Here is a 22090-nt window from a genome sequence, read left to right on the forward strand (position 1 = left end):
GATAGGAGGAAACCACTAGCGACCGGATTGGAGCCGGAGCGACTTTTGGTGTGTTAACCAGGCAAAAGAAATCGCCAAAACATAGATAAGTATCAATAATGCTACACCTTTTGGAAATTCAGTAATAGGAAACTCATCCCCGGCCAGTTGGATTGAAAAACTGTTCAAAACGGCGTGAGATACTACTGCACATGCCAAGGTAAACGCTAAATAAAAGGAGCCTCTATTTGAAAATAAAGGAACGTATCCGATGGTTATTATCACGTGCATTAACATTGGCGCAGAATATACAATATAGGTGTGAAAAATCGCCGCACCGCAATTGTTCGTGCAAAAGCTAAACTCATCCGAATATGAGTACGCTTTCAACAGGAGTTCGACTAAGCCGAACCATAATCCAAATGTCACAAAATCTTGGAACTTAAGTCCGTTCTTGACGAGCCATATCATCGAGGCAATGCCGAGCATTCTGATGATTTCTTCAACGGTAGCGGACCCGAACAAATATACGAGTCCGAACGGCTCGATATAGCCCATCGAGTGTTTGTGGAATAGAATTCCTACAACCAGCGCCAGGAAAAGCGACGCCGAGGAAGAGAATAAAACTATAAGATGTTTAAAAGCTCGGGACATCAGTATGAACCAGAAAGAACTTGCTTGGTACAATCGCGCCTATCGATGCATGAGCTCCCCAATCTTGCCCCTTAACTACCCGGAAAATTTGCTAAAGAGCCATGTTAGTATGATCGCAACAATGATAGAAAGCGTCGAGCTTATTAAAAAGTCGCGTAAATTAATTTGATTCTTAAGCATATATATATAGTATATATAAAAGAATACCATGGTAATAAACGACGCGCTTAGGGCGAATTTAATCATGCTATACTCCTGAGAATGGAGTGGGGTAGCCGCAAAACAATCCCACTCCTTTGAGCAGGTGACTCAAATCTTGTGGTTCCCGTCACCATGACATAATCGAGTTATAAGCACGAAGAAATCGCTCCGCCAACGGCGCCGCCTACTGCCCCCGCTGCTGCCCCCTTGACGCCACCTGGCGAGCCCGCAATTGCTCCGCCTATGGCACCTCCTGCGACCGCCTTTTCACAAGCGCTCGGTGAGGGCGTTCCCTTGTTTCCTTTTCCACCGCTCCGCTTTGAGCCCTCCCGCGAGCGACCGTTGCCGCTGCCACCACTATTACCGCTACCCATAAGAAATCTCCCTGTAATTTGGTTTTCAATCACGCTTCTCTCAAAAGTAAATACTTGCGAGACACCACAACCTTAGGCTTGCAAATTTCATCCTGGAGTGTCAAGACAAAAAAATACAATTAAACACATGGCACGGGTTCACTGATAAACTAAATGGCAGTTCACAGAGAAAATCCTGTCGAACTATCGTGGTTCACTCGAACCACCTTCAGATATACGCCGCTGATCGTCGAATTGATGGTAATCGCGATCGTCCTACGATTGCTTGGTCTGGTTCAGCCCTTTGTCTTTCAGACGATTATCGACCGCGTTCTGCCGTTTCAGCGTGAGGCAACGCTCTCCCTTATCGTCGTGGTTCTAGTTCTGACGACGGTTTTTTCTGCAGGACTTGACGCTGTGACTGCGTATCTCGGCAGTCATATGGCTAACCGTCTGGTCGCGGAATTGGCACGCAGAATGTTCCGCCACGTCCTCGGCCTGCCGTTGCGCTTTCTTGAACGGTGGCGAGTGGGCGAAACCCTCGCACGCATAGGAGAGATCGACACGGTCAGAGATTTTGTTACCGGCACTACGATCGGCTTTGCGCTCGACCTGTTGTTTGCAATCACGTACATCATAGCGCTTCTCGCCATCAGCCCATTTCTGACCGTGCTGGTGCTGATCATGCTGCCACTTCAGATCATGACCTTCGGTATGATCGGGCCATTCGTCCGGCGTCGCATGCAGGAATCATTTGCTGCCGGTTCGCGCCATCAATCACGCCTCGTCGAGGCATTCGGAAATGCCGTCACCGTCAAGGCGCTGGCATCCGAACAACGGCAGGCCGAGCGTTTCCAGGAGACGTTGGACGTGAGCCTCGTTACCGGCTTTCGCGTCACCAAACTCAACATCCTCAACGGTTTCCTTGGCGAAATCCTCGAGAATGGGTCGGTGATCCTGATCATATTTTTCGGCTCACGACTGGTGTTTCAAAACGAGATCACGCTCGGCGAACTGATCGCGTTTCATCTTCTGGCTGACAAGGTGTCGGGACCGATCATGTCGCTCTCCTCGATATGGGAACAGTGGCAAGGGCTGAAGGTTGCGCGGCTGCGGCTTGGTGATTTTCTCAACACCCCGACTGAGACGGATGTCCTCAAGCCTCGACTGCGGATTGAGGGGCCGCTGACGCTGTGCCTGAACCGCTTGTCGTTCGGCTACACGACGGATCAGGCAGTCATCCGCGACTTGAGCGCCGACATCGAGCCAAACCGACCGACACTCATTGTCGGCGGTTCCGGCTCGGGCAAGTCCACCTTGGCGAAGCTGATCGCCGGTCTCTACGAACCGGCCGGCGGGACCGTTGAGGCCAACGGTCAGAACCTTTCTGACCACGATCCGGGAAGCGTCAGGCGAACGATCGCTTATCTACCGCAGGAGCCGGTGCTGTTTGCCGGGTCCGTTCTCGACAATCTCCTGCTGGCCAAGCCGGACGCGACCGAAGAGGAGATCCAAAGCGTCCTGATGGATAGCGGGGGCGACCGGGTCGTGATGCAGCTTCCAAATGGAATCGATACCGACGTCGGAGAGCGCGGCGGTCATCTGTCCGGCGGTCAACGCCAACGCATCGCTTTGGCGCGAGCCCTTCTCACGAACCCGCAGGCGCTCATCCTGGATGAGCCGACCAGTGCCCTCGATGTGCAATCGGCGGCGATCATTGTCGAGATGATGAAGCGTTTCGCGCGCGACAGGACATTGGTGGTGGTTACGCACAATCCCCACCTGCTCGGCTCGAATATCAACGTGATCGACCTCACCCACACCGCTTCAGAGCAGCAGTGGACGCCTGCAGAAACGCTGCCGGCATGACGAACGACATGGTCAAAAAGCCGGCATCGCCGACCATCCGCCTGACGGCTTGGTCTCTCGTTAGCCTGTTCGTCGTGATCGTCGCGGGCAGCTATGTCGCAAAGACCGAAATCGTCGCGCGCGGCCAGGGTAAGGCCATACCCACCGGCCGGGTCCAGATCGTTCAGCCTCAGGTCGACGGCAAGATCATGGCGATCTTGGTCGGAGAGGGCCAGTCTGTGAAACGGGGCGACGTCCTGTTGACGATGGATGCCACCGCAGCCGAGAGTGACATCGCACGCATCCAGGCAGGGATTGAACGGCAGGTACAAGAGGAGGCGGTCGCCTCGTCGATCCTGGAGCCTCTGGTCCGCAAAGATCCGACAGATGAGGGCTTTATCGAGGCGGGAAAGGCAGCTCTGCGGCGCCAGAAGGTTGGCATCCAGGTGGAGGTCGACGGCACGGAGGAACTTGTCATCGCCGTTCTCGCGGCGCTTCGTGATGAGGTGGCTCAAACCGACGCACAACTAAAACGAATCGATGGAGCGAAAAGCGCCCAACTGGCGCGGATCGAAAAAAACTCGTTCAGACCAGGAAATCGTCTCGCAGAGATTTGCCTCCGCGGAAACACTGAGGAAGCGGGGAGCGACAAGTGAGGTTGACTATCTTGATCGGCTTCGTGAGTTCAAGGGGGTCGAAAGCGATGCCAAAATTGCCGAACTTCAGCTCCGAGAGCTTGATGCCGAGGCTGAGGCCGTGGCCAAGCAGAGGACGGGCGCGATATCGGCTGTTCTCTCGACATATCGCAAGCAATTGAACGAGGCGGGAATCGCCCTTCGGGGTTCGCGGGCAGAGCTGAATACTGCACAAACCTATCGCGCGAATTTATCCCTCGAGGCGCCCGCAAACGGCCGGGTCGAGCACCTCTCGGTGTTTACGCTCGGCGGGTTCATCGAAGCCGGATCGCCCCTGATGTCTATCGTTCCTTCCGATGGCGGCGTTGAGATCGAGGCTTTCTTCGACAACCGGGACGTCGGGTTTTTGAAGACCGGCCAAAAGGCATTCGTGAAATTCGACGCATTCCCGGCGGAGCGCTTCGGCATAGTTCGTGGGCGTATCTCCAGCGTCGGCGCTGATGCGCGCGAAGATGCGACCACGCGCAAATGGGTCTATGCCGTTCGCTTGAACCTGGAACGACCCAATATCCGGGTCGCGGGTCGCATTATCGATTTCACGCCGGGCATGACGGCGACTGTTGACGTAATCACAGGCGAGCGCCGGCTGATCAGCTATTTCTTCGAGCCTATTCTGAAGGCTATCCAAGACAGTTTAGGGGAGCGATGAGCGATGCATATTGATAATTCATGCGGGAAAGACCGGTCCATCGGTTTTTTTGAAGCGCTTGGAATGATGACCGCCGTGGCTATGGCGTCCGACTATAGAGACTGGTCCGTCTCCGAGACGGAAGCCTATCTAGTTCCAGCTCTGCAGGCGGGACAATACAAGATTTACTTTGACGAGGATAGCCTGCCTATGGCCTTCGTCACATGGGCTTTAGTAGATGACGAATGCCACAATGCACTCTATCTTCACGGACAGAACCCTCCCCCCGATCGCTGGACATCCGGCAGCAATCTTTGGTTTATCGACATCGTTGCCCCTTTCGGAAATACGCTGCAGATAATCCGAGACTTGCAGCGCAATCACTTCCCGCACTGCCACGCCCATTCGATCAAGCGAAACGCCGATGGCAGCATCAAGCGGATCAAGGTTTGGCGGAACGTCCTCGCCAACAAGGCCTAAGCAATGATTGCCACACAGACGTGGCCGCAGAGTGCGGGGACGAATCGGGATCGTCAAGCGGCCACAATGGCAAAAATCCACGTTTTTTCGGTATGTTGGCGGTGGCTTACGGCAGGGAAAAACAGTTTTGGCGATAAACCTCACGCGGAACGCCGCTTTTCGGCGAAAAACAGGGAAATCAATAACAAAAGGCAGAATGCCGCCACCGGCCAGACCGCGGCGCTCAGCATGTCCCAGCCATAGGCGGTCAGGACCTTGCCCGAACCGAAGGATGCGAGCGCGACCGCGGTAAACAGGATGATGTCGTGGAAACCCTGCACCTTGTCGGCCTCCTGGGGCCTGTAGCTCGAGGTGACGATCGCGGTCGAACCGATGAAGCCGAAGTTCCAGCCGGCGCCGAGCAGAATGAGCGCGCCCCAGAAATTCCACAGCGCAATCCCCGCATGGGCAACCAGCGCGCAGAGCATCAGGATCACCAGACCGCAGGCCACGACCCTTTCGGCGCCGTAGCGGCTGACCAGCATGCCGGTGAAGAAGCTTGGCGCGAACATCGCCAGCACATGCCATTGGATGCCGAGCGTCGCCATGTCCTGCGAAAAGCCGCAGCCGACGACCATGGCGATCGGCGCGCCGGTCATCATGAAGGTCATCAGCGCATAGGTGGAGATGCCGCAGGTCATGCCGGTCAGGAAGCGCTGGTTCATCACGATCTGCCGCAGCGGCCGCACCGGCCCGATCGGAACCGCTCCGGCAACCGGGCGCAGGTCCGGCAGCCGCAGGAACGCCAGGATGGCGATCGCCGCGAAACAGGTCGGGATCAGCGCGAGGAAGGCCCCGGCGAAGAAAACCGGCGCCAGCATATCCTTGGTCAGGATGACCAGCTGCGGCCCGAGCACCGCGGAAATCATGCCGCCGGCCAGAATCCAGGAAATAGCCCGAGGCTTATAAAAAACGGGGGAAGCATCGGCGGCGGCGAAACGCAGCTTCTGGGTAAAGCCGCCGGACACGCCGGATAGGCACAGGCCGAGCGCAAACAGCCAGAAGTCGTTCAGAAAAAGGGCATAGGCCGCAAGCACGCCGCCAGCGGCGCCAAGCAGGGCGCCGGCCATGAAGGCCGCCTTGCGGCCGAGCAATCGGGAGGCGGCAGCGACGAAGACCGCTCCGAGCGCCACACCGACATTGAAACCCGTCAGCGGCGCGGTCGCCAGCGACTTGTCGTCGCCGAGCAGCTGGTATCCGGCGACGCCGCCGACGGCAAAGACGACGGGACCGATGGTGCCAAGCACCGCTTGGGCTGCCGTCAGTAGATAGACGTTGCGGCTGGCGTCGCGCAGTCCATGATCCATGCCCTGCACCACGCCTGCCCGCACTGTCATCGGATGATCCTATTTCTTGACGTCGGTTCTGATGGTCCGGGCAATCCGGTCGAGCACCGCATTGACGAGCTTCGGCTCGTCATCCTCGAAGAAGGCCTTGGCGATCTCGACATATTCGGTGACGATAACGGCGACGGGAACGTCCTTGCGCTCGCGAAGCTCGAACGTACCGGCGCGCAGGATGGCGCGGACCGTACTATCGAGACGCGACAGGGCCCAGTCATCCTGAAGGGCGGTGCCGATCAGCGGATCCAGCAAACGCTGGTCGCGAACGACACCCGCAACGATCGAGCGGAACCAGGAGGCGTCCGCCTTCAGATAGGTTTCGCCATCGAGTTCCTGGCCCAGCCGGTGCGCCTCGTATTCGGCGACGATCTCCAGCACGCCGGTGCCGCCGACGTCCATCTGGTAGAGCGCCTGAACGGCAGCGAGACGGGCAGCCCCGCGCTGGTTGGCCTGCTTGATCGGCGGGTCGGAAGGAATATCGCTCACAGTTCGCCGCCCAGCTTGTTCTTCAGGTTAATCATGGTCAGCGCCGCGCGGGCGGCAAAACCGCCCTTGTCGCCTTCGCTCTTCCTTGCGCGGGCCCAGGCCTGAGCGTCGTTCTCGACGGTCAGGATGCCGTTGCCGATGGCAAGGCTCTCGCTGACGGCAAGGTCCATCAGGGCACGCGAGGATTCGTTGGAAACGATATCGAAGTGATAGGTCTCGCCGCGGATGACCATGCCGAGCGCGACGAAGCCGTCATATTCGGTGCTGCCGTTGTCGGCGCCGTCGAGCGCCATGGCGATCGCGGCTGGAATTTCAAGCGCGCCGGGAACCGTCACGACGTCATAGGTCGCGCCGGCGTCCTTGAGCGCCGAGGTCGCGCCGTCGAGCAGCGCGTCGGCCATGTCGTCATAGAAGCGCGCTTCCACAATCAGGATATGTGGTTTCTCGGTATCGGACATTGATCACCTGTCTGAAATGGGGGGCCGGACATCTCCAGCGCAGGCGGCGGTCAAATCATGCCAAAGCCCGGTTGGCAAGCATTTTTCGCTGAAAGGCGCCGATTTGCGGCAGCGCTTGGAGGGCTCGCGCATCAAAGGCTCGAATTGCCATCACCTTTTCAATCTCATGGCGTCTCTGTACAAGTTTATACGGAGTGGAGAAAAACATGACAGATTTGCAAGAACCGATCATCAACCTCGCCGAACTCGAACTCGAGCACTGGCAGGAAGGCACGTTCTTCGAGTCCCGCGACGCTTCCTTCGGCGCGCAACTGGGCCTCAAGGACCTCGGTGTCGGCTATGGCGAGGTGCCGCCGGGCAAGTCCGGCTGTCCCTTCCACAATCACTATATCGAGGAAGAGCTGTTCGTCATCCTGAGCGGCGAAGGCGAATATCGCTTCGGAGCCAACCGCTATCCGGTCAAGGCGGGCGACATTCTCGGCGCCCCGGCCGGCGGACCGGACACCGCCCACCATCTCATCAACACCGGCACCGCCCCGCTCAAATATCTGTCGATCTCGGCCAATGCGAAGGCCGAAATCGTCGAATATCCGGATAGCGGCAAGTTCCTGGTAAAGGCGCGGGCGACGGATGGCGGCAAGCCGAGGTTCCGCTTCGTCGGGCGGCGGGAAAGCGAAGTCGATTATTGGGACGGCGAGCCGGGAATCTGATCGAATGGCGGAATCGACCTTTAAACCGGACTGAACCGCCCACATGCACAGCGTCCCCACCATCGAGACCGAACGCCTGATTCTTCGCCCCTATCGCCGCGACGATTTCGGCCCCTACAGCTCCCTCTTCGCCGATGCCGAGGTGACGCGCTTCATCGGCGGCGTGCCCTTTTCGCGCGAACAGGCCTGGACGCGCTTTCTGCGCCAGGTCGGCATGTGGCACTATTTCGGCTTCGGCTTCTTCGCCCTGCAGGACCGCGAGACCGGCCAGTTCATCGGCGAAGCCGGCTTCCACGACCTCCATCGCGTCATCAGCCCGTCTCTCGAAGGCACGATGGAGACCGGCTGGGCCCTCTCACCTCGCTCGCACGGCCGGGGCCTCGCCACCGAGGCCGTCAGCGCGGCACTGCGCTGGGGCGACCAGCAGTTTCCCACGCTGAAAAAGACCTGCATCATCGACGTCGCCAACCTCGCCTCGCTGAGGGTGGCATCGAAGCTCCAGTTCAAGGAAGGCCGGCGGACGGTCTATCACGGGGCGCAGGTGATTTTGCTGGAGCGGTGAGGCCGAACTGCCGAGATTCGCTGGCGCTCCCTGCGTCCGGCCGATTGCCACCTGCGACGCCGCGATGGCCAAGTCGGGCGATCAGGTTTACAGTCCTTGTGGCGGTGCGTTCGCCGCCTCACACGACAAGGATGAGGTCAACATCATGACGGGCGAGCAGGTTCAGCGCAGGCTTGCTGCCATACTTGCGGCCGATGTCGTCGGTTACTCGCGCCTGATGGAAACAGACGAAGCCGGGACGCTAGCCCGCCTCAAGGCGTTGCGGGGAGCTGTCATCGACCCGGCCGTCGCGCGCCATTGCGGCCGCATGGTCAAGCTTATGGGCGATGGCGCTCTGCTGGAGTTCGCAAGCGCTGTCGAGGCCGTGACCTGCGCCATGGAGATCCAGAAACTTGTGCCCGAGCACGATCCTGGCAGTTCTCCCGAGAACCGGATCCAGTTCCGTATCGGCATCAATGTCGGCGACGTGATCGTCGATGGAGACGATATATACGGGGACGGTGTCAATGTCGCAGCACGCATCGAGGCCCTGGCGCAGCCCGGAGGGATCTACATCTCCCGTTCCGCCGCCGATCAGGTGCGTGACAAGGTCCCCGTCGGAATCGAGAGCCGCGGATCACAGACGGTAAAGAATATCGCGCGGCCCATCGAAATTTTCTGCCTCGTCAACGGCGACGCCCGGCACCCCCTCGCCACCGGCGCCATGACGGCATCATCTCGACCAACGGAGAAGACCTCGATTGCCGTGCTCGCCTTCAACAACATCAGCGGGGATGCGGACCAGGAGTATTTCTCGGACGGCATCAGCGAGGACATCATCACCGATCTTGCAAAACTCTCGGACTTGCATGTCATCGCCCGCAATTCCTCTTTCGTGTACAAGAAAAGCCCCGTTTCGGTCCGCGACGTCGCCGCCGCACTCGGGGTCCGCTATGTGCTCGAAGGAAGCGTGCGAAAGGCCGGCAACAGGGTGCGGGTCACCGCGCAGCTGATCGACGCGACGACAGGCGGCCATGCCTGGGCCGATCGTTTCGACCGTGATCTGACGGACATTTTCGCCGTTCAGGACGAACTCACCCAGCATATCGTTGCCGCGCTCAAGGTCAGGTTGACGACGTCGGAAATTGACCGCCTCTCCGGCAAGCGGATTGCCGACATCGCGGCCTACAATTACTTCCTGCAGGGGCGTGATCAGGTGTGGCTCCAAACGCGGGCCGGCAACGTGAATGCCCGCGCTTTCATGGCAAAGGTGATCGATATCGATGCGAACTGTGCGGCGGCGTACGCGTTCACATCGTTCACGCATATCAATGACTATGTGAACGGTTGGGCCGCCGAGCCGGATACGGCTCTGTCGCTCGGCCTCGATCTTGCCCGCCGCGCCGTCGCAATGGACGACGATGAGCCCGAAGCGCATTTCGCCATGGGTGTGGCGTTGTTGTGGACTCGGGAGATCGACAAGGCTCTCGATGCCGCGGCGCGTTGCATTGCCCTCAAGCCCAGTGCGGCGGGCGCGCGCGTTCTGAAGGCTCACATCCAGATCTTCAGCGGCCTCGCGTCCGAGGCGGTCGAGACGCTCGAAAGCTACATGCAGCTCGATCCTTTCTATCCTGAAATTGCACTGCAATTTCTCGCCGAAGCGCAGCTCTCGCTGGGTCGGTTCGACCTGGCTGCCGAAACACTCCGAAAAAGGCTCGTGCGCAATCCGGAGTCGGCCACAGCCTATGCCTTGCTTGCGTCGTGCTATGGCCATCTCGGACAAAACGAGGAGGGCCGCTCCGCCTGGACGCAGGCCTTGAAGATCGACCCCGACTACTCGATCGAACACCGGCGGCGTGTGCTGCCGTACAAGAACCCTGCCGATTTCGAACTGCGCGTCGAAGGTCTGCGACGGCTGGGCCTTACTGTTTGAGGTGCCAATGCCTCACACTCATTCACCCCTTCGGCGCCGGAAATTCCGCCAGCCGCGCAGCATAGCGCGCCATCGTATCGACCTCGAAATTGACGAAGTCGCCGGTCTTGCGCTGGCCCCAGGTCGTCACCTCAAGCGAATGGCGGATGAGCAGCACGTCGAAATCGGCTCCGTCGACGGCGTTGACCGTCAGCGAGGTGCCGTCGAGCGCCACGGAGCCCTTCGGCGCCACGAATTTCGCCAGATGTTCCGGCGCGCGCAGGCGAAAGCGGGTCGCCTCGCCTTCGGTCTCGACCGAGAGGATTTCCGCCTTGCCGTCGACATGGCCGGAGACGAGGTGGCCACCGAGTTCGTCGCCGATCTTCAGCGAGCGCTCCAGATTGATCGGCTGGCCCACCGTCCAGGCCGAGATCGTCGTCAGGCGCAGCGCCTCTTCCCAGGCCTCGACCTCGAACCAGCGGCCGTTGGCACCCTCCTGCGGCAAGGTCGTCACCGTCAGGCAGACACCGGAGCAGGCGATCGAGGCGCCGATGTCGATGCCCTTCGGATCATAGGCGGTGGCGATCTTCAGCTTGATGCCCTCGTCGAGCGGGGTGATCGCTTCGACGGTGCCGATATCGGTGATAATGCCGGTGAACATCAGGAGGCTCTTTCGTATTCGTAGGTGTCGAGAAGGTCGTCGCCGAAGGTGTCCGTCCGCATGTGGAGGAAGCCGACGGGCAAGAGGTTCCGGTCAAGTGGGGATGGCAACCCCGCCTCGCCAAGGGTCGACGGTCCGGTAAACAGCAGAATCCTGTCGACGAGCCCGGCATCGAGGAACATCTGCGCGGTCCTTGCGCCGCCCTCGACCAGAAGCGAGGAGATCCCTCGGGTGGCGAGCGCTTCGAGGAGAAGGTCGATGCGGCGCGGATCGCAGACCAGCACTTCGACGCCTGCGGCCTCGAGCGCCGCCTGGCGCCCCTTGATCCCGCCAGTGGCTCTGCCATCTGCGGCGATACCCCCCTCTGTCCTGCCGGACATCTCCCCCTCAAGGGGGGAGATCGCTGTCGCGGCGTCCCGCCTGGCATCTACCGCATCCCCGCCAATCTCGCCCCCTGAGGGGGAGATGTCGCGAAGCGACAGAGGGGGGTTACCCGCCCTACGCTCCGCGCTGACGACGATGACGGGAACGGTGGTCGCCGTCCGTACCAGTTTCGAACCGAGCGGCAAATTGAGATCGCCGTCGAGCACGATGCGCAGCGGCGAACGATGCTCGAGCCCGGGAATGCGTGCGGTCAGTTCCGGATCGTCGGCAATCGCCGTGCCGATGCCGACGAGGATCGCGTCGGTCTCTGCCCGCAGCCTGTGCACGAAGTCGCGGGCCGGCGCGCCGGTGATGCGCACCTGCCCTTGGCCCTTCACCCCGATCATGCCATCGGCGGAAACCGCAAGTTTCAGAGTCACATAAGGCCGGTTGTTGCGCTTGCGCATGAGGTAGGCCTCAAGCTCGCGCTCGCCCTCGTCCTCCAGTACGCCCGTCACGACCTCTATGCCCGCATCGCGCAGCATGGCGAGCCCGCGGCCTGCGACCCGGTCATCGGGGTCCGTCATAGCAACGACGACACGGGCCACACCGGCCGCAATCAACGCATCGGCGCAAGGCGGCGTCTTGCCGTGGTGGGAGCAGGGTTCGAGTGTCACAAAGGCCGTTGCGCCGCGCGCCGCCTCTCCAGCTACGGCCAAAGCCTGCGCCTCCGCATGCGGCCGCCCGCCGATCGCGGTGACGGCGCTGCCGACGATCTTCGGGCCGTCGCCATCGTCTCGGACGATCACGCAGCCGACGGAGGGATTGGAACCGGTGGCACCGAGATGCTGGTGCGCGAGGCGCAGCGCCTCCGCCATGAACCGTTCGTCGTCCGCCCTGTCTGCCATGTCGATACCCGTTTCTCACCCTGGAAATGTCAAACGCCGCCTTTCGGCGGCGTCGGGTTAGGTCAGGCCCCAGGATCGCGGGCAATCTTGGCGCTGATCTCGGCGATCACCTTCTCGAAATCCTCCGCATGGGAGAAATCGCGGTAAACCGAGGCGTAGCGGACGAAGGCAACGTCGTCGAGGCTCTTCAGCGCCTCCAGCACCTGCAGGCCGATCTCTTCCGAGGAAATTTCCGTTTCACCGGAGCTTTCCAGCCGCCGGACGATGCCGGAAACGGCCCGCTCGATCCGGTCGCGATCGACCGGCCGCTTGCGCAGCGCGATTTCGAACGACCGCAACAGCTTGTCGCGGTCGAACGGCGCCTTGCGGCCGGTCTTTTTCAGGATCATCAGTTCCCGAAGCTGCACCCGCTCGAAGGTCGTGAAGCGTCCGCCGCAATCCGGGCAGATGCGCCGGCGGCGAATGGCGGCGCCGTCCTCTGCAGGACGGCTATCCTTCACCTGGCTTTCTTCCGATCCGCAATAGGGGCAGCGCATCCGGGCTCCTTGATCAGAGGTACGGGTACATCGGGAAACGGTCGGTCAGCTTGACCACCTTCTCGCGCACGCCCGCTTCCACGGAGGCATTGCCTTCATCCGAATTGGCGACCTTCAGACCGTCGAGCACTTCGACGATCACGTTGCCGATCTCGCGGAATTCCGCTTCCTTGAAGCCGCGCGTCGTGCCGGCCGGCGTGCCGAGACGGATACCGGAGGTAACGAAGGGCTTTTCCGGATCAAACGGGATACCGTTCTTGTTGCAGGTGACGTAGGCGCGGCCGAGCGCTGCTTCGGCGCGCTTGCCGGTGGCGTTCTTCTTGCGCAGGTCGACCAGCATCAGGTGGTTGTCGGTGCCGCCCGAGACGATGTCGAGACCGCCGGCGACCAGCGTTTCCGAAAGCGCCTTGGCGTTCTTGACGATCTGCGCCGCGTAATCCTGGAAGTCCGGCTTCAACGCTTCACCGAGCGCCACGGCCTTTGCGGCGATGACATGCATCAGCGGGCCGCCTTGGAGCCCCGGGAAGACGGCCGAGTTGAACTTCTTCGCCAGATCCTCGTCATTGGTGAGGATCATGCCGCCGCGCGGACCGCGGAGCGACTTGTGCGTTGTCGTCGTCGCAACATGGCAATGTGGGAACGGCGACGGGTGCTGATTGCCGGCAACGAGACCGGCGATGTGGGCCATGTCGACCATCAGCCAGGCACCGATCTCATCGGCGATCTCGCGGAAGCGCTTCCAGTCCCAGATGCGCGAATAGGCGGTGCCGCCGGCGATGATGAGCTTCGGCTTGTGGGTGCGCGCCTTTTCGGCAACGGCATCCATGTCGAGCAGGTTGTCGCCTTCACGCACGCCGTAGGACACGACGTTGAACCACTTGCCGGACATGTTGACCGGCGAACCATGCGTCAGGTGACCGCCCGAGTTGAGGTCGAGGCCCATGAAAGTGTCGCCCGGCTGCAGAAGCGCCAGGAACACCGCCTGGTTCATCTGCGAACCCGAGTTCGGCTGGACGTTGGCGAAATTGACGCCGAACAGCTTCTTGGCGCGTTCGATCGCCAGTTCTTCGGCGATATCGACGAACTGGCAGCCGCCGTAATAGCGTTTGCCCGGATAGCCTTCGGCATATTTGTTGGTCATGATCGAGCCCTGCGCTTCCAGAACGGCGCGCGAGACGATGTTTTCCGAGGCGATCAGCTCGATTTCATGACGCTGGCGGCCGAGTTCCTTCTCGATTGCGCCGAAAATGTCCGGATCGCTGTCGGCAAGGGAACGGCTGAAGAAAACGTCAGTGGCGGCGGAAGAAACGCTCATTCTCAAAGCTCCTGTGAGACCGTGGCACGCTGTTTATCGTCCTCGCATGGCAAGGGCAATACGGGCTGTGCGATTTGCGCCATTTCCCCCACCTGCCGCGCCGGAACCAGAATGCGAAAGGCCGCGCGCCCCAAGGGATACGCGGCCCGCTAAAGAAATGGTGATCGGCTTATTGCGGCAGCAAGTCCTGCTCGACGGAACCCGCAGCCTGCTCGACGCCGGTCGTGGTCTGCAGCGCCAGTTCCTGCTCGCCGTCCATCTGATAGATGTCGTCACGGAACTGCACGATGCCGTCCATTGCCGCCCAGGCCGTGATGTATTTGAAATAGACCGGAACCTCCACAGCCAGCTGGATCGGCGAATTCTGACCCGTACGGATCGTCGCCTCGATCTGCTGACGCGACCAGCCGGGCGTGTCGCGCAGGAGCCATGTCGCCAGATCGCGCACATTTTGAACGCGCACGCAGCCCGACGATTCGAAGCGTGCCAGCTTGTTGAACAGGCCCTGCTGCGGCGTGTCGTGCATGTACTCGTTGTTTTCGTTATGGAAATTGATCTTCGTCGAGGCCATGGCATTGGTCTTGCCGGGATCCTGGCGGAACGTCAGGTTCGGCGCCTTTTCGGCATTCCAATCGATCGTTTCGGGAGCAACCTCGTTGCCCTGCCCGTCGATGAGGCGGATCGAATTCTTCTTCAGATATTCCGGATCCTTGCGCATCAACGGAACGATGTCCTTTTCGACGATCGAGCGCGGAGACGTCCAATAGGGATTGAGGATGACCTCGTAGATCTTCGAGTTGATGATGTGGGTCGGCCGGCTGATACGGCCGACAACGGCCGTATGGCGCGTCGCCACCCGGCCATTCTCGACTGCCTCGATATAGGCAGCCGGAATGTTCACCATCACGTAGCGGCCGCCGAGGTCGCCCGACATCGATTGGAGGCGTACAATATTGGTGTTCAGTTGCTGCAGGCGAACATCCGCGGAGATGTTCATCGCCTTGATGGAGTATTCGCCGAGCACGCCGTCGGCAGGCAGGCCGTGGCGGGCCTGGAAGCGCTTGACCGCGCCATCGACGTAACTGTCGAAGGAATCGGAAATACCGGCAGAACGAGGAAGGTCGCCGACGATCATCAGGCGCTGGCGCAGAGCCTGCACGGACGGATCGGAAACGCCCATCTCCAGGCGAACCGACGAATTGACCTGCGGCCAGCCGCCAGCCGATACGATCTGCTGATACTGTGCAATGGCGTTCTGCGTGTTGGCAAGCGTATCCATGCCGAAGATCGGATTGTTGGAAACGACAGCCGTCGCGCTTCGCGATGCCTTGGCGTCGAACTGGTCGTCCCAGGCGCCGCGCCGCGGCGCATTGATGATCTCGTCGAGCGCGTCCTGCGCAAGAGCGCCGCCGGCCCATGTCGCAGCGCCGAATGCCGCGGCCGAGGCCAGGAAGCTGCGGCGTGAGAAAGCATCAATTCCGTTTTTCTTCGACATAGGTCCTACCATCCAATGCTGCGGCGCAAACGCAGCGCTATCACAAATACAGTTAACAAACGCAAACCATATCCCCCCAGCCACAGTTCACATTCGCGAGATCGTGGCCGCGATGTGCCGTCCGCGACGCTCCGGCAGTCGGGAGGAGCGAGAACCCTCAAGCTCGCATTTTCGTGTCCGTCGTCGCTGTCACAGCAATATGGCCAATTCGTGTCGCCTTGCAGTGTATCGCGACGCATGGGGCTCGCGCCCTGATTGCCGCAGGATTTCGGCAGCACCCCAAATCCGCGCCAGCATGCTGCCCTGACTGCTCGTCAAAAGCATCGCTTAACCGGCGACACCGAATACAACCATTGAGACTATTCAGATTTTTAAGGCGTACTGTTGCGACGCATGCCCGGCGCCGTGCCGGTCTTTCAGCCCTACCCCTGAAGCGCGAACGGGTGCGCTCCCCGCGCACCCGTCAGCAATCCATCACGATTTGCAAGCGCCGGCGGCACTTACAGCTTGTAGAGCATCGTGTCGTTCCAGAAGCGGTCGAGACGCTGCAGGAGCTTGTTCATCTGGCCGAACTCGTCGGTGCCGATGCCGCCGACCTTCTGGATCGAGCCGATATGGCGCTCGTAGAGCTTGGCGACCGTCTCGGCGATCTCCTGGCCGTCGTCCGTCAGGCTGATGCGGACCGAGCGGCGGTCGATGCGCGAGCGCTGGTGGTTGATGAAGCCGAGATCAACCAGCTTTTTAACATTGTAGGATACGTTGGAGCCGAGGTAATACCCGCGCGAGCGCAGTTCGCCGGCCGTCAGTTCGGAATTGCCGATGTTGAAGAGGAGAAGCGCCTGGACGGCGTTGACGTCCGAGCGGCCCGAGCGGTCGAATTCGTCCTTGATGACGTCAAGGAGACGGCGGTGAAGACGCTCGACGAGGTGGAGGGATTCCATGTAGAGCGAACGGATCGCGTCTTCATGCGGATCTTTGACGGCAATGGCCTGCGGTTTCATTTTGGTGTTCATGATGACTGCCTCACTGTTTTGTTTGGCGGTGTATGTTTCTCTTCCCGCCTTGAGTGAGACATTATCGAATACGTATAAAATTCGACTTAAACTACAGCCTTAACAGCGCCTTACCATCCACAGCCCTTGTCTCAGGGTAAATCATTTCTTGCAGCCTTGGCCTGTTTGGCCCGCTGGTAGACGATCGCAAGCCGGAAAAGGACGAAGGTGACGGCGACCGCGCCATGCATCATCAGCAGCATCGGCTTCTCTCCGAAGATCTCCGGATAGAAGCCGAACATGGTGACCTCCGCCGCTGCCGCCACCACCCAGAGCACCGGCCCCCAGGAGACCAGAAGCCACAAGCCGAGGGCTGCCACCGGATAGACCACCGCGAGCGCCGTGGCCGCCACCCGCCAGGGCACCGGCAAGAGATCGAACCGCCCGCTCCCCTCGAACGAGAAGCCGATCAGAAGCGCCCAGTAATTGAGCCCGAACCAGAAACACGCGACGGCAACCAGCCGCAGCAACAACCCGAAGATCGTTTCCGTCAGCGACAGTTTCGGGATTTTGACAGAATCAGGAGCCATGGCGCGGAGGATACGTGGCGCGGTCGGGGTTAGCCAGACGGATATTTTCGACAAGGGCCACTGCGAATGATGAGGAGACAGGCGATGACAGGGTGGATCGGCGACAAACCATTGCTCCCGAGCGGGCAGTCACGCCAGGCAGCCACGGGGTCGAGCACATTGGTGGTAGCAAAGATGCGCCGCAAGCGCCTCCAGCCGCCCCTCGAAAGCTGTCCTGATCGCTGCTGACCGTAGCTGCTTGGATGTGGGCGTCCATGTTCATGGTCGGCATCTCTCCTTTTCCGGATGGCGTTTACGTCTAAAAGGGGAGAGCGCTTTCAAAGATTTGCGGGTAATTATTGATGGTAAGCAACGCGACAGTAAAGTGATGAAACGATCATGAGGAAGGCCCCTGCCGTGAGCGAAAGCGACATGTCGAAGTGGGATGTCGACCTCGAAAACAAACTGAAGGCCTACACCCTCCTCGAATGGGGCACGGCCACCGCGGACCCGTATCATGTCGTCATGCGGGTCGGGTACGCTATCTCCAAGAGGGAATGGGATCTATACCGGGACACGGAACTTTCTCCCCATCAGCTTCAAGTCGCAATGTCTCCGGCCGCGGCCAAGGAACTCGGAGCCCATCTGATCCGCTACGCCAAAAAACTGGAAAAACAGGTTCCGGCCAAGCGCATGCAAAACTAGCGTCAGCCATGAATAATTCCTGATGCGCGATCGTCATACTTCCGGCCCCAAGCGGGGCTAGAGGCCGCCGCGTGTTTTAGGGGCTGTAAGGGCGGCGGCCTCGCTATCTTCGCCACGGAACGTCGAAGAATTCTCTATCTTGCCCACACACCCAGCCGCCACAACTACCGTCCTGCCGCAACAGATCTCGAGCCTGTCGGGACTTTCACAGAATCAGAAGCCATGATGTAGAGGATATGCGGCGGGGGCGCTTTGCCAGACGGCGAGCCGCGGGTGACCATGCGCCGGTTGCGCGAGATTATCTGAAGTTCGACAAATCCAGAAGCACCATTGCTTGCGGCTTCCCATCGTATGCACGTTTCGCAACGTCCAGGATTTTGGGACGCATCTTGTCAAAAGCGTCGAGATAGTCTCGCTCCGCCGCGGTCCGTAAAACCAGTCCTTTGGCGAGAACGTCGGCGGTCACGAAGAATTTGACCTCAAACATGCCATCGTAGCCGGTAAACCGGACACGCATTTTGGTTTCGTCATAACTGCGGGCACTATTCGGAAACGACAGAGTCATTACGCACTTTCGATTTGCATGAAGCAGAAGCAATTACTGCATGGCGAAATAGGCGACGAAGATCAGGGACAAGACCAGGGACGACTTGATCAGGAACAGCGCTACCGCAGGCGCGACCGGTAAACTGGACTTAAACATTTTCGGGTCCCACCCCGTCCACCACAGAGTGTTTTACGACCTGATGGGGTGCGTTTCGCCCATTCTTCCAACTGTAGACCGCAATTCCTGCCTTGGAAACACAAGGCGTGTTCATATCCGAGAACGGCTGGTCCGCACCGCTCCCCAGGCAAGGCGGATTCTTGATTCGCACGGAAAGTCTGAACCGGTTGTGCAGAAAATATATCAGCTCGGAACGCCCAACCAACGTCGCAGCTGGCGGCTTCAAGTCCACGCCACAGTGGCGGGTTCGGTCGATGGATCTCAGGTCTATGGAATCGATAAATTCTTGCTGGATGATGGAAGACACGATGTCCTCCTTTTTTGAGGCTAGGGTATGACGGCCCTCAAGCGGCAGCGCCCGCATAAAATGCTGCCGAAGCACGAAACATGCGCTAATTGCAGCTTACATACAAGACAATTATATCGCGCACTATTTGCAGACGCACCGGATCGGTGGAGAAACATGGATGGCAGGTTCGTTGGCGTGGCACGCGCCATCTTCTCCCCGACGCGGAGAAGATGGCCTGTTGGGCAGAATGTGGGATCTGGCCCACGCCTCCCTCCAGCCCGCCCAAATGCACCCCCCTCAATGCACCCCAAGAAACTGCTGCAGTTCCGGCGTCTTCGGGCTGTTGAACACCTCCTGCGGCGGCCCGATCTCATGCACCCGCCCCTGGTGCATGAAGACGACCCTCGAGCAGACGTCGCGGGCGAACTTCATTTCGTGCGTCACCATCAACAGCGTCATGCCTTCCGCCGCAAGCTCGCGGACCACCGCCAGCACCTCCGACACCAGTTCGGGATCGAGCGCCGAGGTGATTTCGTCGCAGAGAAGCGCGATCGGCTGCATGGCGAGCGCCCGAGCGATCGCCACGCGCTGCTGCTGGCCGCCCGAAAGCTCGTCCGGATAGGCATCGAACTTGTGCCCCAGCCCGACCCGGTCGAGCATTTTTCGCGCCATAGCGTCTGCCTCCGCCTTCGCGGTCTTCTTGACGACGGTCTGGGAGAGGATGACGTTGCCGCCGACCGTCAGATGCGGGAAGAGATTGAACTGCTGGAAGATCATCCCGACCTTCAATCTGAGCGCCTTCAGGTGGACCTCATCGTCGAGCAGTTGCGCGCCGGCGACGGATATCGAGCCCTGCGTGATGGATTCCAGCCCGTTGATGCAGCGCAGCAGCGTCGACTTGCCCGATCCGCTCTTGCCGATGATAGCGATGACCTCACCGGGCTCGACGTCGAGATTGATGCCCTTGAGAACCTCGTTGGTGCCGTAGCTTTTGCGAACCTCAGTGATTTCGATGAGCGACATTGAGCTTCCTTTCGAGAATTTGGCTGCTCCTGGAAAGAGGCCAGCAGAGCGCGAAATAGATGAGGGCGACGAGGCCGTAGACGATGAAGGGCTGGAAAGTGGCGTTGGTGACGACGGTTCCGGCCTTGGACAGTTCGACGAAACCGATGATCGAGGTCAGCGCCGTGCCTTTGACGACCTGGACCGAGAAACCGACGGTCGGCGGCACGGCGATCTTCAGCGCCTGCGGAAAGATGACATAGCGCATCTGCTGTAGCCGCCCCATGCCGAGACTGGCGGACGCCTCCCATTGCCCCTTGGCGATCGATTCAACGCAGCCCCGCCAGATTTCGGCGAGGAACGAAGCGGTCCACAGGACGAGCGCAAGCCCTGCTGCCAGCCAGGCTGGAACATCGATGCCGAACAGGCCGAGCCCGAAGAAGGCGATGAAGAGTTGCATCAGGAGCGGCGTGCCCTGGAACAACTCGATGTAATATTTGGCGAAAGCCCTCGCCGCCTTGCGCTTGCTGATGCGCAGGAAGAGCAGGAGCAAACCGACTGCCCCTCCCCCGACGAAGGAGACGAGCGAAAGCAGGATGGTCCAGCGCGTTGCCAACAAAAGATTGCGCAGGATGTCCCATGTGGAAAATTCGATCATCGCGCCAACCTCCGGGGAAAGATGAAGCCGCCCAGGACGGCCAGTGCCTGGCGCAGCAGGATCGCGAGGCAGAGATAGATAAGGGTCGAGACGATATAGGCCTCGAAGGCGCGGAAGGTCCGCGACTGGATGAAGTTGGCGGCAAAGGTCAGGTCTTCGGCGGCGATCTGCGACACCACCGACGAGCCGAGCATGACGATGACCACCTGCGAGGACAAGGCCGGCCAGATGCGCTGCAGCGAGGGCACCAGCACGACATGGCGGAAGGTCTCAAAGCGTGTCATGGCAAGGCTGGCACCTGCCTCGAACTGGCCTTTCGCGGTTGCCTGAATGCCGGCGCGGATGATCTCGCAGCTATAGGCGCCGAGGTTGATCACCATCGCGATGTTGGCCGCCGTCAGTTCGCCCAGTTGCAGGCCGAGCGATGGCAGGCCGAAGAAAATGAAGAAAAGCTGGATCAGGAACGGCGTGTTGCGGATCAGCTCGACATAGGTCGCGACGATCGGCTTCAGCCAGGCGGGCCCCAGCGCCCGCGCCCAGGCACAGAAAATTCCCAGCGATATTCCAAGCACCGCCCCGATGGCAATCAGTTCGAGCGTTACCAGGACACCCTTGACGATCTGCGGATAATATTGGGCTAACCAGCCGAATTCAAAAACATAGTTCAAGTTGCGCCCCTCTTCATCTTCAACGGCGGCTCCGCCATCCCGCGACGTGCGGGATGGCGGCCATCAATCCGATCAGAGGTCGGCCGGAAGGTCGGCGCCGAGCCATTTCTGGGAGATGCCGTTCAGCGTGCCGTCCGTCTTGGCGGCGGCGATGATGGCGTTGACCTTTTCGAGCAGCGCCGGCTCGTTCTTGTTGAGGCCGATATAGCAGGGCGAATTCTTGATCAGGAACTTCAGCTCCGGGCGCTTCGGCGGGTTCTTGGCGAGGATGGCGGCTGCAACGACGTTACCGGTTGCCACCACGTCCACCTGGCCGGAGAGGAAGGCGGAGATCGTTCCGTTATTGTCCTCGTAGCGCTTGATGACGGCGTCGGCCGGGGCAATCTTGGTCAGTTCCAGATCTTCGACGGCGCCGCGCGTGACACCGACGGTCTTGCCGGCAAGTTCCTCGGCCTTCGTCACGGCAACATCGGCGGGAGCAAAGACGCCGTTGAAGAACGGGGCATAGGGAGTGGAGAAATCGATGACCTTTTCGCGTTCGGCATTCTTGCCGAGGCTCGAAATCACCAGGTCGACCTTGTTGGTCTGCAGATAGGGAATGCGGTTGGCACTGGTGACCGGCACAAGTTCGGTTTTCACGCCGAGCTTTTCGGAAATGAGATTGGCAATGTCGATGTCATACCCCATCGGTGCCATGTCGGTACCGACGCTGCCGAAGGGCGGAAAATCCTGCGGCACCGCGACGCGGATCGTGCCGCGGGCGGTGACGTCTGCAAGCGCGTCGGCGCGGGAGGCCGAAACCGTTGTGAACATGGCGGCGGCGGTGATCGCCGCGGTGATGAGATGTCTTGCAAATGTCATGCTGTTCTCCTTTGCGA

At 60.0% G+C, this 22090-nt stretch carries 24 protein-coding genes; 8 read left to right on the forward strand and 16 right to left on the reverse strand.

Translation table 11 applies throughout. From position 1 onward, the window contains the following. Nucleotides 1–15 precede the first annotated feature (15 nt). Nucleotides 16–537, reverse strand: a complete 522-nt coding sequence (locus ACSQ3F_RS19760) for a hypothetical protein (protein WP_436101765.1) — start codon at nt 535–537, stop codon at nt 16–18. An 824-nt stretch (nt 538–1361) separates the two neighbouring features. On the opposite strand from ACSQ3F_RS19760, the gene ACSQ3F_RS19765 reads away from it, so the two are divergent. The 4 genes from ACSQ3F_RS19765 to ACSQ3F_RS19780 are packed head-to-tail and all read left to right on the forward strand — an operon-like array spanning nt 1362 to nt 4838. Beyond that, entirely contained in the window at nt 1362–3056 is a 1695-nt protein-coding gene (locus ACSQ3F_RS19765) for a peptidase domain-containing ABC transporter (RefSeq protein WP_436101766.1), read from the forward strand. After that, nucleotides 3053–3691: a biotin/lipoyl-binding protein gene (locus ACSQ3F_RS19770; RefSeq protein ID WP_436101767.1), complete on the forward strand. Its 639-nt coding sequence runs from the start codon at nt 3053–3055 to the stop codon at nt 3689–3691. The genes ACSQ3F_RS19765 and ACSQ3F_RS19770 overlap by 4 nt, the downstream gene beginning before the upstream one ends. Further along, entirely contained in the window at nt 3576–4379 is an 804-nt protein-coding gene (locus ACSQ3F_RS19775) for an HlyD family type I secretion periplasmic adaptor subunit (protein WP_436101768.1), read from the forward strand. Before ACSQ3F_RS19770 ends, ACSQ3F_RS19775 begins: the two co-directional genes overlap by 116 nt. Nucleotides 4380–4382: 3 nt before the next feature. After that, complete coding sequence (locus tag ACSQ3F_RS19780) at nt 4383–4838, forward strand: toxin-activating lysine-acyltransferase (protein ID WP_436101769.1); 456 nt, start codon at nt 4383–4385, stop codon at nt 4836–4838. 140 nt (nt 4839–4978) lie between these two features. Here the strand turns inward: ACSQ3F_RS19780 and ACSQ3F_RS19785 are convergent, their stop codons facing one another. From ACSQ3F_RS19785 to ribH, 3 genes are read right to left on the reverse strand one after another with little or no spacing between them, the layout of a single operon-like run. Beyond that, the gene (locus ACSQ3F_RS19785; RefSeq protein ID WP_436101770.1) at nt 4979–6214 is read right to left on the reverse strand and encodes an MFS transporter; all 1236 of its coding nucleotides are present in this window, start codon (nt 6212–6214) and stop codon (nt 4979–4981) included. Nucleotides 6215–6223: 9 nt separating this feature from the next. Beyond that, nucleotides 6224–6706: a transcription antitermination factor NusB gene (gene nusB, locus ACSQ3F_RS19790; protein WP_436101771.1), complete on the reverse strand. Its 483-nt coding sequence runs from the start codon at nt 6704–6706 to the stop codon at nt 6224–6226. Beyond that, entirely contained in the window at nt 6703–7164 is a 462-nt protein-coding gene (gene ribH / locus ACSQ3F_RS19795; protein WP_436101772.1) for a 6,7-dimethyl-8-ribityllumazine synthase, read from the reverse strand. Before ribH ends, nusB begins: the two co-directional genes overlap by 4 nt. A 206-nt stretch (nt 7165–7370) precedes the next feature. On the opposite strand from ribH, the gene ACSQ3F_RS19800 reads away from it, so the two are divergent. From ACSQ3F_RS19800 to ACSQ3F_RS19810, 3 genes are all read left to right on the forward strand, one after another. Next, nucleotides 7371–7874 carry a cupin domain-containing protein gene (locus ACSQ3F_RS19800; protein ID WP_436101773.1) on the forward strand — a complete coding sequence of 168 codons (504 nt, stop codon included), beginning with the start codon at nt 7371–7373 and terminating at the stop codon, nt 7872–7874. A gap of 43 nt (nt 7875–7917) precedes the next feature. Next, the gene (locus ACSQ3F_RS19805) at nt 7918–8436 is read left to right on the forward strand and encodes a GNAT family N-acetyltransferase (RefSeq protein ID WP_436101774.1); all 519 of its coding nucleotides are present in this window, start codon (nt 7918–7920) and stop codon (nt 8434–8436) included. A gap of 145 nt (nt 8437–8581) precedes the next feature. Next, complete coding sequence (locus ACSQ3F_RS19810; protein ID WP_436102195.1) at nt 8582–10348, forward strand: adenylate/guanylate cyclase domain-containing protein; 1767 nt, start codon at nt 8582–8584, stop codon at nt 10346–10348. Between the two features lie 22 nt (nt 10349–10370). Here the strand turns inward: ACSQ3F_RS19810 and ACSQ3F_RS19815 are convergent, their stop codons facing one another. The 7 genes from ACSQ3F_RS19815 to ACSQ3F_RS19845 form a co-directional block, all read right to left on the reverse strand. Continuing rightward, nucleotides 10371–10988 carry a riboflavin synthase gene (locus ACSQ3F_RS19815; RefSeq protein WP_436101775.1) on the reverse strand — a complete coding sequence of 206 codons (618 nt, stop codon included), beginning with the start codon at nt 10986–10988 and terminating at the stop codon, nt 10371–10373. Beyond that, complete coding sequence (ribD, locus tag ACSQ3F_RS19820) at nt 10988–12259, reverse strand: bifunctional diaminohydroxyphosphoribosylaminopyrimidine deaminase/5-amino-6-(5-phosphoribosylamino)uracil reductase RibD (protein ID WP_436101776.1); 1272 nt, start codon at nt 12257–12259, stop codon at nt 10988–10990. The genes ACSQ3F_RS19815 and ribD overlap by 1 nt, the downstream gene beginning before the upstream one ends. Nucleotides 12260–12321: 62 nt before the next feature. Continuing rightward, entirely contained in the window at nt 12322–12795 is a 474-nt protein-coding gene (gene nrdR / locus ACSQ3F_RS19825) for a transcriptional regulator NrdR (RefSeq protein WP_436101777.1), read from the reverse strand. Between the two features lie 13 nt (nt 12796–12808). Then, a complete protein-coding gene (glyA, locus tag ACSQ3F_RS19830) occupies nt 12809–14110 on the reverse strand; it encodes a serine hydroxymethyltransferase (RefSeq protein WP_436101778.1) in 1302 nt (433 codons plus the stop codon). Between the two features lie 169 nt (nt 14111–14279). Beyond that, nucleotides 14280–15605 carry a L,D-transpeptidase family protein gene (locus ACSQ3F_RS19835; protein WP_436101779.1) on the reverse strand — a complete coding sequence of 442 codons (1326 nt, stop codon included), beginning with the start codon at nt 15603–15605 and terminating at the stop codon, nt 14280–14282. Nucleotides 15606–16105: 500 nt separating this feature from the next. Beyond that, the gene (gene ldtR / locus ACSQ3F_RS19840) at nt 16106–16618 is read right to left on the reverse strand and encodes a transcriptional regulator LdtR (protein ID WP_436101780.1); all 513 of its coding nucleotides are present in this window, start codon (nt 16616–16618) and stop codon (nt 16106–16108) included. A gap of 131 nt (nt 16619–16749) precedes the next feature. Next, complete coding sequence (locus tag ACSQ3F_RS19845; protein ID WP_436101781.1) at nt 16750–17187, reverse strand: DUF6163 family protein; 438 nt, start codon at nt 17185–17187, stop codon at nt 16750–16752. A 396-nt stretch (nt 17188–17583) separates the two neighbouring features. Here ACSQ3F_RS19845 and ACSQ3F_RS19850 point away from each other — a divergent pair, with 396 nt between their 5' ends. Beyond that, a complete protein-coding gene (locus ACSQ3F_RS19850) occupies nt 17584–17871 on the forward strand; it encodes a hypothetical protein (RefSeq protein WP_436101782.1) in 288 nt (95 codons plus the stop codon). A 298-nt stretch (nt 17872–18169) separates the two neighbouring features. On the opposite strand, the gene ACSQ3F_RS19855 is transcribed toward ACSQ3F_RS19850, so the two are convergent. From ACSQ3F_RS19855 to ACSQ3F_RS19875, 5 genes are all read right to left on the reverse strand, one after another. Next, nucleotides 18170–18436: a DUF1488 domain-containing protein gene (locus ACSQ3F_RS19855; protein ID WP_436101783.1), complete on the reverse strand. Its 267-nt coding sequence runs from the start codon at nt 18434–18436 to the stop codon at nt 18170–18172. Between the two features lie 745 nt (nt 18437–19181). Further along, the gene (locus tag ACSQ3F_RS19860) at nt 19182–19907 is read right to left on the reverse strand and encodes an amino acid ABC transporter ATP-binding protein (protein ID WP_436101784.1); all 726 of its coding nucleotides are present in this window, start codon (nt 19905–19907) and stop codon (nt 19182–19184) included. Further along, a complete protein-coding gene (locus ACSQ3F_RS19865) occupies nt 19885–20544 on the reverse strand; it encodes an amino acid ABC transporter permease (protein WP_436101785.1) in 660 nt (219 codons plus the stop codon). The genes ACSQ3F_RS19860 and ACSQ3F_RS19865 overlap by 23 nt, the downstream gene beginning before the upstream one ends. After that, nucleotides 20541–21212, reverse strand: a complete 672-nt coding sequence (locus ACSQ3F_RS19870; protein WP_436101786.1) for an amino acid ABC transporter permease — start codon at nt 21210–21212, stop codon at nt 20541–20543. Before ACSQ3F_RS19870 ends, ACSQ3F_RS19865 begins: the two co-directional genes overlap by 4 nt. Nucleotides 21213–21284: 72 nt before the next feature. Then, nucleotides 21285–22073 carry a transporter substrate-binding domain-containing protein gene (locus ACSQ3F_RS19875; RefSeq protein WP_436101787.1) on the reverse strand — a complete coding sequence of 263 codons (789 nt, stop codon included), beginning with the start codon at nt 22071–22073 and terminating at the stop codon, nt 21285–21287. Nucleotides 22074–22090: the final 17 nt, after the last annotated feature.

It is taken from the genome of Pararhizobium sp. LjRoot238 (assembly GCF_964252955.1).
Classification (GTDB): domain Bacteria; phylum Pseudomonadota; class Alphaproteobacteria; order Rhizobiales; family Rhizobiaceae; genus Pararhizobium.

Coding starts and splice junctions, on each gene's coding strand:
- ACSQ3F_RS19760 (WP_436101765.1), bottom strand. CDS start 537: ATGGGCTATATCGAGCCGTTCGGACTCGTATATTTGTTCGGGTCCGCT.
- ACSQ3F_RS19765 (WP_436101766.1), top strand. CDS start 1,362: ATGGCAGTTCACAGAGAAAATCCTGTCGAACTATCGTGGTTCACTCGA.
- ACSQ3F_RS19770 (WP_436101767.1), top strand. CDS start 3,053: ATGACGAACGACATGGTCAAAAAGCCGGCATCGCCGACCATCCGCCTG.
- ACSQ3F_RS19775 (WP_436101768.1), top strand. CDS start 3,576: ATGGAGCGAAAAGCGCCCAACTGGCGCGGATCGAAAAAAACTCGTTCA.
- ACSQ3F_RS19780 (WP_436101769.1), top strand. CDS start 4,383: ATGCATATTGATAATTCATGCGGGAAAGACCGGTCCATCGGTTTTTTT.
- ACSQ3F_RS19785 (WP_436101770.1), bottom strand. CDS start 6,214: ATGACAGTGCGGGCAGGCGTGGTGCAGGGCATGGATCATGGACTGCGC.
- ribH (WP_436101772.1), bottom strand. CDS start 7,164: ATGTCCGATACCGAGAAACCACATATCCTGATTGTGGAAGCGCGCTTC.
- ACSQ3F_RS19800 (WP_436101773.1), top strand. CDS start 7,371: ATGACAGATTTGCAAGAACCGATCATCAACCTCGCCGAACTCGAACTC.
- ACSQ3F_RS19805 (WP_436101774.1), top strand. CDS start 7,918: ATGCACAGCGTCCCCACCATCGAGACCGAACGCCTGATTCTTCGCCCC.
- ACSQ3F_RS19810 (WP_436102195.1), top strand. CDS start 8,582: ATGACGGGCGAGCAGGTTCAGCGCAGGCTTGCTGCCATACTTGCGGCC.
- ACSQ3F_RS19815 (WP_436101775.1), bottom strand. CDS start 10,988: ATGTTCACCGGCATTATCACCGATATCGGCACCGTCGAAGCGATCACC.
- ribD (WP_436101776.1), bottom strand. CDS start 12,259: ATGGCAGACAGGGCGGACGACGAACGGTTCATGGCGGAGGCGCTGCGC.
- nrdR (WP_436101777.1), bottom strand. CDS start 12,795: ATGCGCTGCCCCTATTGCGGATCGGAAGAAAGCCAGGTGAAGGATAGC.
- glyA (WP_436101778.1), bottom strand. CDS start 14,110: ATGAGCGTTTCTTCCGCCGCCACTGACGTTTTCTTCAGCCGTTCCCTT.
- ACSQ3F_RS19835 (WP_436101779.1), bottom strand. CDS start 15,605: ATGTCGAAGAAAAACGGAATTGATGCTTTCTCACGCCGCAGCTTCCTG.
- ldtR (WP_436101780.1), bottom strand. CDS start 16,618: ATGAACACCAAAATGAAACCGCAGGCCATTGCCGTCAAAGATCCGCAT.
- ACSQ3F_RS19845 (WP_436101781.1), bottom strand. CDS start 17,187: ATGGCTCCTGATTCTGTCAAAATCCCGAAACTGTCGCTGACGGAAACG.
- ACSQ3F_RS19855 (WP_436101783.1), bottom strand. CDS start 18,436: ATGACTCTGTCGTTTCCGAATAGTGCCCGCAGTTATGACGAAACCAAA.
- ACSQ3F_RS19860 (WP_436101784.1), bottom strand. CDS start 19,907: ATGTCGCTCATCGAAATCACTGAGGTTCGCAAAAGCTACGGCACCAAC.
- ACSQ3F_RS19865 (WP_436101785.1), bottom strand. CDS start 20,544: ATGATCGAATTTTCCACATGGGACATCCTGCGCAATCTTTTGTTGGCA.
- ACSQ3F_RS19875 (WP_436101787.1), bottom strand. CDS start 22,073: ATGACATTTGCAAGACATCTCATCACCGCGGCGATCACCGCCGCCGCC.